The 14,544-nt window shown below is 43.2% G+C and carries 16 protein-coding genes; 13 read left to right on the forward strand and 3 right to left on the reverse strand.

The window, feature by feature from the left end; genetic code table 11:
• Positions 1–71: 71 nt before the first annotated feature.
• On the forward strand, positions 72–212 hold the full coding sequence (locus HED67_RS03130; RefSeq protein ID WP_215632776.1) for a hypothetical protein: 141 nt from the start codon (positions 72–74) through the stop codon (positions 210–212).
• Between the two features lie 18 nt (positions 213–230).
• Positions 231–1,682 carry an FHA domain-containing protein gene (locus tag HED67_RS03135; RefSeq protein WP_221717488.1) on the forward strand — a complete coding sequence of 484 codons (1,452 nt, stop codon included), beginning with the start codon at positions 231–233 and terminating at the stop codon, positions 1,680–1,682.
• A 147-nt stretch (positions 1,683–1,829) separates the two neighbouring features.
• Here the strand turns inward: HED67_RS03135 and rpmB are convergent, their stop codons facing one another.
• Entirely contained in the window at positions 1,830–2,015 is a 186-nt protein-coding gene (gene rpmB / locus HED67_RS03140; RefSeq protein ID WP_015514032.1) for a 50S ribosomal protein L28, read from the reverse strand.
• A 201-nt stretch (positions 2,016–2,216) separates the two neighbouring features.
• Here rpmB and HED67_RS03145 point away from each other — a divergent pair, with 201 nt between their 5' ends.
• The 6 genes from HED67_RS03145 to HED67_RS03170 all read left to right on the forward strand — a co-directional run bounded on the left by HED67_RS03145 (position 2,217) and on the right by HED67_RS03170 (position 8,453).
• Complete coding sequence (locus HED67_RS03145; RefSeq protein WP_178441791.1) at positions 2,217–2,576, forward strand: Asp23/Gls24 family envelope stress response protein; 360 nt, start codon at positions 2,217–2,219, stop codon at positions 2,574–2,576.
• Between the two features lie 25 nt (positions 2,577–2,601).
• Positions 2,602–4,296, forward strand: coding sequence for a DAK2 domain-containing protein (locus HED67_RS03150; RefSeq protein ID WP_221717489.1), 1,695 nt, complete (start codon positions 2,602–2,604; stop codon positions 4,294–4,296).
• Between the two features lie 137 nt (positions 4,297–4,433).
• Positions 4,434–6,497, forward strand: a complete 2,064-nt coding sequence (gene recG / locus HED67_RS03155; RefSeq protein ID WP_221717490.1) for an ATP-dependent DNA helicase RecG — start codon at positions 4,434–4,436, stop codon at positions 6,495–6,497.
• A gap of 142 nt (positions 6,498–6,639) precedes the next feature.
• Positions 6,640–7,203 (forward strand): 16S rRNA (guanine(966)-N(2))-methyltransferase RsmD, encoded by a 564-nt coding sequence (gene rsmD / locus HED67_RS03160; protein ID WP_178441788.1) that lies wholly within the window; start codon positions 6,640–6,642, stop codon positions 7,201–7,203.
• 1 nt (position 7,204) lies between these two features.
• On the forward strand, positions 7,205–7,708 hold the full coding sequence (coaD, locus tag HED67_RS03165; protein ID WP_178441787.1) for a pantetheine-phosphate adenylyltransferase: 504 nt from the start codon (positions 7,205–7,207) through the stop codon (positions 7,706–7,708).
• Positions 7,695–8,453, forward strand: coding sequence for a hypothetical protein (locus HED67_RS03170; RefSeq protein ID WP_221717491.1), 759 nt, complete (start codon positions 7,695–7,697; stop codon positions 8,451–8,453). The genes coaD and HED67_RS03170 overlap by 14 nt, the downstream gene beginning before the upstream one ends.
• Before the next feature lie 9 nt (positions 8,454–8,462).
• Here the strand turns inward: HED67_RS03170 and HED67_RS03175 are convergent, their stop codons facing one another.
• Together HED67_RS03175 and HED67_RS03180 are read right to left on the reverse strand one after the other, a co-directional pair.
• Positions 8,463–9,401 carry a hypothetical protein gene (locus tag HED67_RS03175; protein WP_221717492.1) on the reverse strand — a complete coding sequence of 313 codons (939 nt, stop codon included), beginning with the start codon at positions 9,399–9,401 and terminating at the stop codon, positions 8,463–8,465.
• A 79-nt stretch (positions 9,402–9,480) separates the two neighbouring features.
• A complete protein-coding gene (locus HED67_RS03180; RefSeq protein ID WP_221717493.1) occupies positions 9,481–10,719 on the reverse strand; it encodes a tRNA(Met) cytidine acetate ligase in 1,239 nt (412 codons plus the stop codon).
• Between the two features lie 194 nt (positions 10,720–10,913).
• Between HED67_RS03180 and HED67_RS03185 the strand changes: the two genes are divergently transcribed.
• The 5 genes from HED67_RS03185 (at position 10,914) to rnc (ending at position 14,542) form a co-directional block, all read left to right on the forward strand.
• Entirely contained in the window at positions 10,914–11,441 is a 528-nt protein-coding gene (locus HED67_RS03185; protein WP_221717494.1) for a YceD family protein, read from the forward strand.
• A 3-nt stretch (positions 11,442–11,444) separates the two neighbouring features.
• Positions 11,445–11,624 (forward strand): 50S ribosomal protein L32, encoded by a 180-nt coding sequence (rpmF, locus tag HED67_RS03190; RefSeq protein ID WP_015514042.1) that lies wholly within the window; start codon positions 11,445–11,447, stop codon positions 11,622–11,624.
• A 203-nt stretch (positions 11,625–11,827) separates the two neighbouring features.
• Positions 11,828–12,736 (forward strand): DUF1002 domain-containing protein, encoded by a 909-nt coding sequence (locus HED67_RS03195; RefSeq protein ID WP_221717495.1) that lies wholly within the window; start codon positions 11,828–11,830, stop codon positions 12,734–12,736.
• 18 nt (positions 12,737–12,754) lie between these two features.
• A complete protein-coding gene (gene plsX / locus HED67_RS03200; protein WP_221717496.1) occupies positions 12,755–13,804 on the forward strand; it encodes a phosphate acyltransferase PlsX in 1,050 nt (349 codons plus the stop codon).
• 36 nt (positions 13,805–13,840) lie between these two features.
• On the forward strand, positions 13,841–14,542 hold the full coding sequence (rnc, locus tag HED67_RS03205) for a ribonuclease III (RefSeq protein ID WP_178441780.1): 702 nt from the start codon (positions 13,841–13,843) through the stop codon (positions 14,540–14,542).
• Positions 14,543–14,544: the final 2 nt, after the last annotated feature.

Here is a 14,544-nt window from a genome sequence, read left to right on the forward strand (position 1 = left end):
AGAATGAATAGCAGAATAAACCAATGGGCATAAAATAAAACAGGCGAGTCTTGGATATAATGGTGAATGCTATGAAAAAGATGTGTGGTTTTGTCCTGTTCTGGATAGCTGCGGGCATGACCATTATGCTGTTTGTCAAGTCCTGTGTATTGGGTATTTGCCTGATTATTTTCTGTCTGGTATTGGCTTATAATCTGTTTTGTTCAAAATAGAAAACGAAGGGTGAAAAAATGAATCAGTTATTACAAATGCAGTCTGAAGGTAAAAGAGAGCTGCTTGTTTACCATTATCAAAAAATACAGGATGTGGATGAAGTCATTTTGCAGCTTCTTAATGAAGCGGGGCTGGATGGCTTTATCAAAAGTTCAGTGGATAAATCGACATTGGTTATTAATTACGATATAACAGGATACAAAAAATGGGCAGATATGACAGCGGAGAATACGACGGCAGATCATATGGCATCTGTGCTGGAAGATTTATACCGGCTGTTGGCTTATCTGGAAGATTCTTTTATTGATATTGAATATGTTTTGCTGGATACAGATTATTTGTTTATCAATCCTGATACAGGCAAAGTTCAATTGGTTGTTATACCTTGTCAGTCAATCGTGAATGAAGGATATACGCTGGAAGATTGTGTGAATAAAATGTTTGAGAAGTTTTCATATGATCAAAATGGAGATATAGGCAGACAGATCTGTGAAAAGTTGAATTCCGGCATTCGTTCACTTCGTGATTTGAAAGAGATTGCGGAAATACTGCTTTCTTCAGATAATGAGGTAAAAAATACAACAGATAGTAAAGCGATACTTCCTGAGCTGACTGAGCAATTTGAAGGAACAAGGGATTCTGAGAATTCTTTGATTTTTGATGAAAAATCAGAAATAGAGAATGAAATAGGAACACCTGCAGAATCGGTAGAAGAACAGGAGACGGATGTACCGCTGTTTGATTTTAAGGAATATAAATTCATGTCTGATGAGGAGAATGCAGCAGAGAAAAAAACTAAGTTATCGGATGAGACTGCGATTTTGGAAGAAATAGCAAAAGATGCAGAAATGGCCAAACAGAATGAAGCAGATCTTTCCAGTGATGCGGAATTTATGCGCCAGCAGCTGAGAGCGGATATCCGTCGTGATTTGGAAGAAGAGTTAAGAGAAAAAGCTAAACAAGATATTCGTTCCGAAAGTGAGAATAAACTCCGGGAGAAGATATGGGCAGAATTGTCGGATACTTTTACTCAGAATATGCGGCATGATATAGAAAATGAATTGAGAGAAAAAATCCGGAAAGAACTGGAAGAAGAGTATGCGGAGAAAGCCAAAGCTTTAGAAGCAGAGAAAAACAAGGAAGAAACAAAGCAGGAAGCGGATGAAAAATCGTCATATCTGATCCGTAAGAAAACAGGAGAAATTATCCAGCTGAATAAACAGACATTTATTATCGGTAAGCTGGATACATGCTGTGATTATGTGATCAGAGGCAACAATGCGATCAGCCGTCTGCATGCGGTGATCAAATACAGAGAGGATTCAGACAGTTATTTTATTGTGGACTGCAATTCAACAAATCATACATATCTCAATGGACGACGCATCGAGGCAGAACAGCCTGTAGAACTGAAAGACGGCATGCATATCCATCTGGCATTGGAAGAGTTTATCTTTCAACTGACTTAAATGCAAACTATGAGAAACGCGCTCCGCGAGTTTCTCAAGTTATCGCGGCAGTCGCCTAGGTCTCGTGCAAGCACGGACTTTGGCTCGTTGCTCGCGTAAATGAAAAAAAGCCCTGTTTCAAATGAAACAGGGCTTTAAGTTTGCATATTAAGCTCTTTCAACTAATCCTGATCTTAAGCAGGAAGTACAAACGTACATCTTAGATGGTGTACCGTTCACGTTCACTTTCACTTTCTTAATGTTGGATTTCCACATTTTATTTGATCTTCTATGTGAATGAGACACCTGAATACCAAAGTGAGCTCCTTTTTCACAGATTGCACATTTTGCCATTGTAAAACACCTCCTCGTGCCAAATTAAACCTTAATGAGACGCACAAAAACGCCTTACAGGCTTACAACAAATCAATCATAACAGATTCGACCGATAATTGCAAGCATAGATTTCATAAAATATAAAAAAAATATTTTCTTTTCGGCAAAAAGCGGTTATAATAGTTGAGTAGAAAGTAAGAATAATATTGGAGGTACCATATGAAGGGACGTATTATTACAGATATAGGTCAGGTTTCCGTTGATACAGATGTTATTGCCAAGTACGCAGGAATGGCAGCGGTTGAATGCTTTGGTGTTGTCGGTATGGCGATGATCAGTGTGAAGGACGGACTGGTTAAGCTTCTCAAACGCGAGAGCATGACAAAGGGTGTCGGTGTTACGGTCAACGAAGATAATCAGATTACGATTGATTTCCATATTATTACAGTTTACGGCATAAGTATCGCAACGATTGCAGATAATTTAATGAATAACGTCAAATATAAGGTGGAAGAGTTCACAGGTATGAAGGTTGAGAAGATTAACATCTTTGTTGAAGGCGTACGTGTGATTGACTAGTATAACGATTAAGGAGGACCCTGTTGTGGGAGTAAATACAATTGATGCGAACATGTTGAAGAATATGTTCCTTGCAGGTGCAAAACGCATTGAAGCAAAGAAAGAATGGATTAATGAACTGAATGTTTTCCCTGTTCCTGACGGAGATACAGGAACAAATATGACCATGACCATCATGTCAGCGGCACGGGAAGTGAGTGCTTTGACGAATCCTGATATGGAGAGCCTTTCCAAGGCAATCTCCCAGGGAGCTTTGAGAGGTGCAAGAGGTAATTCCGGTGTCATCCTTTCACAGCTGTTTAGAGGATTTACACGTCCGATCAAGGATGAGAAAGTGATCGACAGTGTAATTGCGGCTGAGGCATTCAAGAAAGCCAGTGAGACAGCATACAAGGCGGTTATGAAGCCGAAGGAAGGTACGATTCTTACTGTTGCCAGAGGTATGGCTGAGAAGGCGGCAGACGTTTTTGACACAACAGATGATCTGGCAGAGGGGCTCCGTCAGATTATTGAATACGGTGATTATATGCTGAGTCTGACGCCGGAGATGCTGCCTGTTCTGAAGCAGGCCGGTGTTGTGGATTCCGGCGGCCAGGGATTGATGACCGTGCTGAAAGGTGCTTATGATTGCCTGATGGGTATTGAGACAGTGGATGGCTTTGTTGCTGAGGTTAAACCAACTGCGCCTGCAGGCAATGCCGGAAAGATGGGGCTTGATGAGATCGAGACAGCGAATATCCGTTTCGGATACTGTACAGAGTTTATTGTGATGCTTGAGAAGCCGTTTGATGAGAAGGATGAAGAGGAATTTAAGGCATTCCTTTCATCTATTGGAGATTCTATTGTATGTGTTGCCGACAGCGATATCGTGAAGGTACATGTACATACCAATGATCCGGGCCTTGCGATTCAGAAGGGCTTAAGTTATGGCTCACTGACAAGCATGAAGATTGACAATATGCGTGAAGAGCATCATGAGCGTCTGTTTAAGGATGCGCAGAAGCTGGCATCCGCTCAGGCTCAGGCTCAGACACAGAGAGCGGCAGAGGCTGAACCTGAGAAAGAAATCGGCTTTGTTGCGGTTTCCATGGGTGATGGTATGAAGAAGATATTTTCGGAACTTGGTGTAGATGAGATCATTGAAGGCGGACAGACCATGAATCCGAGTACAGCAGATATTCTTGATGCTGTGGAACGTGTGAATGCAAAGACAGTTTTTGTTCTTCCTAATAATAAGAACATTATTCTGGCAGCTCAGCAGGCCAGGGAACTGGTTGAAGGAAAGAAAGTGATCGTTATTCCGTCAAAGACTGTGCCCCAGGGAATCACAGCTGTCATCAATTATATTAACGGCAGCTCCGCAGAAGAGAATGAAGCGGCTATGAACGAAGAGATGCAGCGTGTAAAGAGTGGCCAGATTACGTATGCAGTCAGAGATACAGTGATTGATGATAAGACCATCAAGGAAGGCGATATCATGGGACTTGGTGATGACGGACTTCTGGCTGTGGGAGAGAATATCGAAGATACAACCCTTGAGACAATAGCAGCACTTGTAGATGAAGACAGCGAGATTATCAGTCTTTATTACGGGGAAGATGTGTCAGAAGAGGATGCTGAGAATCTGACAGAGAAACTCGAAGAGAAGTATCCGGACTGTGAAGTTGAATTGAATCAGGGCGGACAGCCGATTTATTATTACGTTGTTTCAGTTGAATAAGGAATGAGATCAGGATGGGTGATTATCCCGGTGCTGATATTTGTAATGACTGCTGCAGGCGTGTTTGCGGCAGTCATTTGCTTTCATTTGCGCGTGATGTGCGCAGAATAGATCCGCAATAGAAAGGAGGGTATCAGATGAATTCCGAAGACAGGGTCTCAGCAGTGAAAGGAATCGGAGCCAAAACAGAAAGTCATCTGGCCCGCATCGGTATTTATACAGTTGGAGATTTTATAGAACATTATCCAAGGGAATATCATACCTATGATGTGCCGATTTCCATTGACAATACAGAGTTCGATAATTGCAGGCAATATGGCTACAGTGTTGTGTTGTCAGAAATACCGAAGCTTTTAAAACGAGGCAGAACAGCGATTGTATCCGTAATGCTTCATGAGGGTACAGCATCTGTACAGGCGGTCTGGTATCACAGCCCTTATATTCGTCAGCAGCTACAGCCGGGAAAACGGATTGTACTTTATGGGAAAATCATACGAAAGGGCAGTCGGAGAATTCTTGAACATCCGGATATTTATACAGAAGAACAATATGCGCTGCTTCAGAAAAGCCTTCAGCCGGTCTATGGTCTGACAGAGGGGGTGACACAGAATTTTTTTATCAAGACGATGCATCAGATCCTTGACAGCGGTATGCTGGTGCCGGATCCGCTTCCGACAGATATTCGCAGAGCGTATCATCTGGCAGAATATAATTATGCACTCCGTCAGATCCATTTTCCAGAGAATGAAGAAAGCTGCAGACTGGCGAGAAGACGTCTGGTTTTTGACGAATTTCTTGTGTTTGCATTGTCTGTTAAGCGATTAAAAAAGGAAAATCATCAGATACAAAATCATTACCCGATTCGGGAGGAAAGTGCAGTTGAAGATTTTATGGCATCGTTGCCTTATACATTGACAAGGGCACAGCTGCGTGTCTGGCAGGAAATTGCGGGTGATCTGAAAAGTCCTGTGGTTATGAACAGACTTGTGCAGGGGGATGTGGGATCAGGCAAGACTATGATTGCTGCACTGGCGATGTTTGCAGCTGCCAGCGCCGGGTTCCAGAGCTGCATGATGGCACCCACAGAAGTACTGGCAAAACAGCATTATGAAAATCTTCAGGCATTATTTGAGCCTTTCCATATAACAACAGTGCTTTTAACAGGTTCCATGACCGCATCGGTTAAAAGAAAAGTATATAACAAGATTGATAATCATGAAGCAGATGTGATTATTGGTACGCAGGCACTTTTTCAGGAAAAAGCGGTATATGATAAACTGGCATTGATCGTTACAGATGAACAGCATCGCTTTGGTGTCCGTCAGAGAGAGCAGCTGGCGATGAAAAGTCAGGATGGAGAGCCCCATGTGCTTGTTATGAGTGCGACGCCGATTCCAAGAACACTGGCGATTATTCTTTACAGTGATCTGGATATTTCGGTTGTGGATGAAAAGCCGGCTAACCGGCTGCCTATTAAAAATTGTGTGGTGGGAACCGGTTATCGACCGACGGCCTATCGTTTCCTTCAGCAGCAGGTGATGTCCGGACATCAGGTGTATGTGGTCTGTCCAATGGTAGAGGAAAGTGAAAATATTGAAGCGGAAAATGTTCAGGACTATACAGAAAAACTGAGACAGGCACTGCCTCAGAACATCAAAGTGGAATATCTTCACGGACAGATGAAACCTGATCAAAAGAATCAGATCATGGAACGTTTTTCAGCAGGGGAGATACAGATTCTTGTATCTACAACTGTTATCGAAGTCGGTGTGGATGTGCCGAATGCAACGGTGATGATGATCGAGAATGCGGAGAGATTCGGGCTCGCCCAGCTTCATCAGCTGCGGGGCCGTGTGGGCCGGGGGGATGCCCAGTCTTACTGCATCTTTATCTATGGTCAGGACAACAAGAAAGTCAAAGAACGTCTGGATATCATGCTGAACACGAATGATGGATTTAAAATCGCATCAGAGGATCTCAAGCTGCGGGGACCGGGAGATATGTTCGGTATTCGTCAGAGCGGCAGTATGATTTTCAAAATAGGCGATGTATTTGTGGATTCAGCATGTCTTGTGGAAGCGGGAAAAGCCGCAGATACCATTTTCGAGGAAGATCCGGAACTGGAATCGGAGAAATATGCACCTTTGAAAAGAAGAATCACAGTAAACCTGTCGGAAAATAGTGAGCAGATCATTCTCTAAATAAAGTCGAACAATGCTAAAAAATACATGAAATATTTGATAACCGGTTGACAAATGAGTCAAAAAATATACAATATAACTAGCGCGATTATTCTGCATATCGGATATGCAGAATGGGCAATAAAGAACAGGATGTGATGACATGCGAGTGATTGCAGGCAAAGCGAGGCGTATACAGCTGAAGAGCATGGAGGGGATGAATACGCGCCCAACCACAGACAGAATTAAAGAGACCTTGTTTAATATGCTGTCGCAGAATATCTATGGATGTCATTTTCTTGATCTGTTCAGCGGAAGCGGGGCCATCGGCATCGAAGCATTGAGCCGTGGTGCTTTGTCTGCCGTCTTTGTGGAGAATAACCGGCAGGCTGTGACATGTATCAGGGAGAATCTGACGAAGACAAAATTAATGCCTCAGGCAGAGATTATGTCTGTAGATTGTCAGACGGCCATTGACCGTCTGGAGAATGGAAAGCGGCATTTTGACATTGTCTTTATGGATCCACCATATAATAAGCAGCTTGAGAAAGAGATGCTGGAAAGGATGCAGCATGTATCTTTTATAGATGAAGATACAATGATCATCATTGAAGCATCGCTTGAGACTGAATTTGACTGGCTGGAAGCATATGGTTATGAAATCACGAAGGTAAAAAAATATAAAACGAATCAGCATGTATTCGTTCAGAGGGTATTGGAGAAATAAAATGAGAACAGCAATTTATCCGGGCAGTTTTGATCCGGTCACATATGGACATATTGATATTATTAAGAGATCTGCAAAGATGGTCGATAAGCTGATTATCGGCGTTTTAAGCAACAGCTCAAAAACACCGTTGTTTTCTGTTGAAGAACGTGTTAAGATGTTAAAGGAAGTGACAAAAGACATACCGAATGTCGAAGTAACCTCTTTTGCAGGGCTGCTGATTGATTTTGCAGATGCCTGTAATGCGAAGATTATTGTCAGGGGGCTGAGAGCAGTAACTGATTTTGAATATGAATTGCAGTGGGCACAGGCCAACAGAGCTGTCCGTCCACATCTGGATACTTTGTTTTTGGTAACTAATGTTGAATATTCCTATCTGAGTTCCAGTGCGGTACGTGAACTGGCGAGATATCATGGTGATGTCAGTCTTTTTGTGCCTCCGTATATTTCTCAGATGTTAGATGAAAAGTTAGATTCGAAGGAGAATGAAAATGAGCAGAATTGAGCAATTGATTGATGAAATAGAAGAATATGTAGAAGGATGTAAACCGGCACCTTTTTCACAATCAAAGATTATTGTACAGAAAGAGCAGCTGTATGAATTACTCACAGAACTGCGCCTGAAGACACCGGATGAAATTAAGCGTTATCAGAAGATTATCGCTCAGAAAGACAAGATTATCAGCGATGCTCAGGCTCAGGCAGAACAGATGATTGAAGAGACAACAAATTACGCAAATGCTCTGGTTGAAGAGCATGAGATTATGCTGAAAGCTTATGAGAAGGCAGAGCAGACAATTAATGCAGCCAATGCACAGGCAGAAGAGATTGTTGCAGCGGCCAATCAGAATGCAGAAGAGATGCGTATGAGCGCACTTTCTTATACACAAAGCCTTATTGGTAATATTCAGGAAGTTGTACAGAGATCCCTTGATATTGCAAAGACGAATTCAGAAGGACTGATCAACGGCCTTTCAGAGAATCTGAATATTCTTGTCAGCAACAATGAAGCCCTGGTTTCACAGCTGAATGAGAAGCAGCCTGAACCTGCAGATGAACTTCCTGAGGTTGAGGATGATGAGGAAGACAATGTCTCCGATGTGACGGGTTACGATGAAGCTGAAGAAGACAAGGAAGAAGTTCAGCCGATTCTTGAGGAACCGAAGAAGGAAAAAGCCATCGAAGAGGAAGACGAAGAAGAAATCGACGATGACGAGTATGATGACGACGATTACGATGACATTGACTAATTGCCTGTTTCATATAATTTGATACAGAAGCCATACAAGCGCTGCGGTAATGATGCCGACAGCGCTTTTGTCTGCCATATACTGAATGAAGGACAGCTTTTTGGCATGCAGAAGCGGATATGTCTGAAAGGCAATGCATAAACCGCCGAATGCAGTACCGCCCATGATCAGGGATGTTTTTATTTCCTCAGGCCATGGAAGTGTGCTGAGAGCAGAGGTACCGCTTGTGATTTCAAGCAGGAGGGCGAGAACAGCCGCTGCAGAATGACTGATAAAGGGCAGAATATGGATCAGCTCCTGAAAAATAGCAAAAAACATCATGCATACGCCGATTCTCAGCATGAGTTCCGAACTATTTAAAAGAATTTTTCTGAAAGGAATTGTACTGTGACTGACAGATAGAAGATTGCTTTCTGCCAATGGTGAAAGACGGTGGAAATGGTGGAGCATGCAGCACCGGATCCATAGCCAGAGAAAAGGGCTGATGTAGAAAATCAGTATGAGACAGTGTTGAAAGGGTGGGTCCGAAAGCACTTGGTGGAGAATATAACCGGTCAGAAACATGGGACTGGCATGATTACAGACAGCGGACAGAAGCTGGGCCTCATCCCGGGTGATCTGTTTATTCTCAAGAGCCTGGGATGTTGTCACGGCACCCATCGGAAAACCACACAAAAAACCGGCCAGTATACAGAAACTGCAAAAGGGTGATAAATGAAGCAGTCTGCGGGTCAGAAAGCCGGCATGCCTGCTGATACCGGCCAGCGTGTCGGCTGACATGATGATCTGAAGCAGGAATGAAAATGGAAAAAGAACCGGCAGTACGTTGTTAAACCAGAGCAGGAGACCGTTTTTGGCACCGGTGGCTGCCTGGGGAGCAAAAATAATGAGAAAAATAATCAAGGCTAAAAGAAAAAACATCTGTATTTGATTTTTTATGGCTGTCATCTCTAAAAGTCCTTTGATTGTTATAGTATATATATGCCGAAAGACAATGGAATTATGTGTCCGGGATTTCTGCAGTCTGTTAAATGAGAATAACAGGTTCAGATGTAATGTCAGGCAAATTTTTCAGGGAACGATTTCTGAGTATCTGCCGATAAAGCCGGGATGCATAGAGTTCAGCTTCATAAGATGCATATCCGATCTCGGACAGGCGGCCGCTGACTTCAGAAGTCCGGGTGATCATGCAGTCTCTGAAAGTCGGGTCGATGGCTTTCCATAGGCGTCCGGAAGATTTTTTGAAACCGAGAACACGCAAATAACCGGCATATTGGTGTGCTTTCCATGTATCCAGATGACTTTTTCTGTGCTCCAGAATAATATGAAAAAGGCATCTGCCAATACGGGTGGCGGTAAGGTTTCTGGCAGACAAAAGTGTCATAAATTGTTCCACGGATAAAAACTGATATCTAAAACTGTCAATACGGTTGGCAAGATCCGGGGTGATATCTGTATAGTTCGTCAGACTGGTCCGGGTATCCAGAAGGTGTGCGGCCAGAATATCCGAAAAATCATTGCGTGTCAGTACCGGATAGTCTGCCAGATAGTCCTGAAGGATCGCCTTAGAGGTATCTGGTATGTCCAGCGCACGGATGACCACCTCGGGGGAGAAAAGGTTTTTGGATAATTGACGGCGGATGGCTGTGGCGGAACAAAAACCGACGTCAGTATCTGTGCTGTGATAGCCGGCACCACTGCGTCTGATGGGAAATGGACGGATTGTACTTCCGGATTTGTATAAAGCTTTCATATATTCTATGGCCAGAATATTATTGGGCTGATTCAGAATGTCGCTGCATTGTGCATCACCGAGAATGGAACACAGAGCCCGGCTTCTGGCAGCTGGAAAGTTCATGCCGGTTTTTAATCCGGCCTGCAGAAATGCTTTATATTCATCCGGTTCGTCGGACAATATTGGAATGATGGCATCAAATAAAGAGGGAGCGATGGTCTCTGCACCGAAGCAGAGATAATCGATGCATCCAAGACGATTTAAGAGAGAGACTGCTGACTCTGCAAAGATTTCTGCGCTGCCGATGGCACCGTAAACCGGAAGTTCACAGACCATATCTGCACCGGCAGCCAGGGCCATCCGACATCGGGCGTATTTGTCAACGCAGGACGGAGCCCCTCGCTGAACAAAATCGCCGCTCATCATGACCAGGATCAGATCTGCCCCGGTCTGTCTGCGGATCTCTTTGAGTTGATAAGCATGTCCGTTATGAAAAGGATTGTATTCGGCGATAACTGCTGCAATCATCATAAAAATCTCCAGTCTTTTTTATTTTATAGGTACTATTATAGGGACTTTGGTGGAAAAAACAAGCGGAAAAATCATAAAAATCGAGACTTATCCAAGCTGTCAAGTAATAATACTTGACACAAATTCAAATTTACTGTTGACAAATAATACATTCATATGTATAATTACAAAGGTATGAAACTTAGGAGATATCTATGCAAATCAATATATCTGAAATAATATCAACTGATTATAAGGTACAGAGGTTTTCGCCGGAGATTGAGATGGAAGCATTTTGTCTGGATGGCGAGCGTTATGAATTTATCCGGAAGAGTCCGGTGGAACTGAAGGCTCAGAATGAGGGCCACAGTGTCGTGAATTTTTCCGGCCATGTGGATGTTACAATCGATATACCGTGCAGCAGATGTCTGACATCTGTTCCGACGCGACTGGATTTTGATTTCAGTCAGAAGGTGGACTTTGAGAAGCTGAAGGCGGAGCAGTTGGACGACCTGGATGAAACCAGTTTTATGGAAGAAAGCTCTCTGGATGTAGACAGATTCGTTTACAACGAGATTTTAATGCGTTTTCCGATGAAGACACTTTGCAGGGAAGACTGCAAGGGTTTATGTCTGAAATGTGGGAAGAACTTAAATGAGGGTGAGTGCGGCTGTGACCGTGCATCATTAGACCCAAGAATGTCAGCTATCCGGGATATTTTTAATAATTTTAAGGAGGTGTAAACCATGTCTATTTGTCCAAAGAATAAATCATCAAAAGCTAGAAGAGACAGCCGTAGAGCTAACTGGAAGATGTCTGTTCCTTCATTATCCAAATGCAGCAAATGTGGTGCTTTAGTAATGCCTCATAGAGTCTGCAAAGCTTGCGGAGCTTACAATAAAAAAGAAGTTGTTAAAGTTCAGTAATCATATACTGCAACCGTCAGAAAAGAGACTCTTCGGAGTCTTTTTTTTGTACTCTCAGGCACATGGGGATGGTTGTCTGATAAAAAAGGCTGTATTTTCTGAAAAATTATGGTACTATATTAAGGTGTATGCCGGCGTCAGTGCGCAGGATATTTGAAACTTGATAAAAACAGGCTGATTTTGTTTTGTAAGGAGGATAACATATGCGTAAGAAAATAAAACAATATGTATCAATGCTGATGGTTATGTTGATGGCAATATCTGCCGTTGTGTTCTGCGGTGCAGAAAAAGCCTATGCCGGAAGTTTTTCGGGCGGCTATATATCGTTAGGGGCCGATCTTACCAGTGATGAGAAGGCGAAGGTGCTGGCGCTTTTCGGTGTAGATGAGAAGGATCTTGATAATTATAAAGTGGTTTATGTCACGAATCAGGAAGAACATCAGTATCTTGACAGCTATATTTCAAGTTCACAGATTGGAAATCAAGCCTGGTCCTCTGTATTGATCACGGAAGGCAAGAAAGGCAGCGGCATCAATGTGACAACAAAGAATGTTATTTACTGTACAACAGGTATGTATGCCAATGCACTGGCAACGGCAGGGGTGGAAGATGTGAATGTTGTAGTAGCCGGTCCTTTCAATGTATCCGGTACAGCTGCATTGGTAGGTGCATTAAAAGCTTATTCAGAGATGACAGGTGAGACTGTGGATGAAGATGTTGTGGATGCGGCTGTGGATGAAATGGTGACAACAGGAAGTCTTGAGGATGGCACGGATGCGGACAATGAAAAGATTGAAGGCATGGTTGCTTATCTGAAAGAGCAGATTGCCAATAGTGACAATAAAGATAAAGATCTGGATCAGATTATCAATGATGCAGCCAATAAGTTTGAGATCACATTGAATGAAGATCAGTTTAATCAGCTGAAATCACTTCTGGAAAAATTAGGTGGACTTCATCTTGATCTGGGCTCTTTGAAGAGTCAGGCTCAGGCAGCCTATGATACGTTGAAGGACATGGGGTTTGATATCAGTAAGATCCACATCGATACAGAAGAAGCAAGAGGCCTTCTTCAGCAGATTATAGAGACAATTAAGGGATGGTTTAATTAAACAGGAAGGAAATAGGCAATGAGTGAATTGGTAAGAGTGGCTGTAGACGCCATGGGCGGTGACAATGCACCTGAAGCAGTTGTACAGGGTGTAGTGGACGCATTGAATGCAAGTAAGGAAATCGAAGTACTGTTGGTGGGTGATCAGAAAACAGTTGAAAAGTGTCTGGCAGGGGCACAGTATGACAAGGAACGGCTTCAGGTGATTCATGCATCTGAAGTGATCACGAATAATGAAGCACCGACGGTTGCCATCAAGAAGAAGAAAGATTCTTCTATTGTTGTCTCACAGAGACTTGTCAGGGAAGGAAAAGCAGATGCATTTGTTTCTGCGGGAAGTACAGGCGCAGTACTTGTGGGAAGTCAGGTGCTGATCGGACGTATCAGAGGGATTGAGAGACCGGCACTGGCACCGCTGATCCCGACAACAAAAGGTTTTTCTTTGCTGATTGACTGTGGTGCCAATGTGGATGCGAAGCCTTCCAATCTGGTGCAATTTGCAAAAATGGGTTCTATCTATATGGAGAATATTATGGGCCGGAAGAATCCGCGCGTCGCTATTGTCAATATCGGTATTGAAGAGGAAAAGGGCAATGCCCTTGTCAAACAGACGTATCCGCTTTTAAAGGAATGCAAAGATATTAATTTTATCGGCAGTATTGAAGCACGCGAGATTCCAAATGGCTATGCGGATGTCATTGTCTGTGAAGCCTTTGTGGGCAATGTTATTCTGAAGATGTATGAAGGGGTGGCCGGTGCATTGATGGGCAAGGTCAAGGAAACGATGATGTCTTCTTTGAAAACGAAGATTGGTGCACTTCTTATTAAAAAGGATTTGAAGAAAACATTAAAAGCCTTTGATGCATCTGCATACGGCGGTGCGCCGATGCTGGGACTGAAAGGACTGGTGGTGAAGAGCCATGGCAGTTCTAATGCCAAAGAAATCAAACAGTCTGTTTTACAGTGCATTGCATTTAAGCAGCAGAACATTTCGGGAAAGATTGCTGAGACAATTACAATAGACAAAAAAACGACGGCAGGATCAGAGGAAAAACCGGCGGCTGAATAGAAAACGCTATTTTACAGAACAGGAAGAGGGAGAAGAATGGCAAATCATACATTATTAAAAGAGCTGCAGCAAAAAATAGATTATCAGTTTAAAGATGAAAACCTGCTGTTTACAGCGGTAACCCATAGCTCTTATGCTAATGAACACAAACTGCATAAGATCCATCATAATGAGCGTCTGGAGTTTCTGGGTGATGCAGTACTTGAGATTGTATCCAGTGATTTTTTGTTTAAGAATTTCCCGGATATGGCAGAGGGGCAGATGAGCAAGAAGAGAGCCAGTCTTGTCTGCGAGCCGACACTGGCCTATTGTGCAAGACAGATTGGCCTTGGAAAATATCTGATGCTTGGCAAAGGTGAAGATATGGGAGGCGGCCGCAACAGAGACTCCATCTTGTCTGATGCACTGGAAGCCGTGATTGGTTCTATTTATCTTGACGGCGGCCTTAACAAGGCCAGCAAGTTTATTATGACCCATGTTTTAAATGATATTGAGCATAAGGCGATGTTCCAGGACAGCAAGACGATCTTGCAGGAGATACTGCAGAAGAACCACAGAGATCCAATCACTTATGAAGTGGTGGATATGAAAGGCCCGGAACATAACAGAATGTTCGTAATGCAGGTGAAGCTCGGGGATACCGTTATCGGACAGGGCAGCGGCAGAACGAAGCAGGCTGCCGGGCAGGAAGCGGCTTATCATGCGATCCTTGCATTGAAGAATCAGCAGGAACATTAGAG

The sequence above is a fragment of the Pseudocoprococcus catus genome (assembly GCF_019734885.1).
In the GTDB taxonomy this organism is placed as follows: domain Bacteria; phylum Bacillota; class Clostridia; order Lachnospirales; family Lachnospiraceae; genus Coprococcus_A; species Coprococcus_A catus.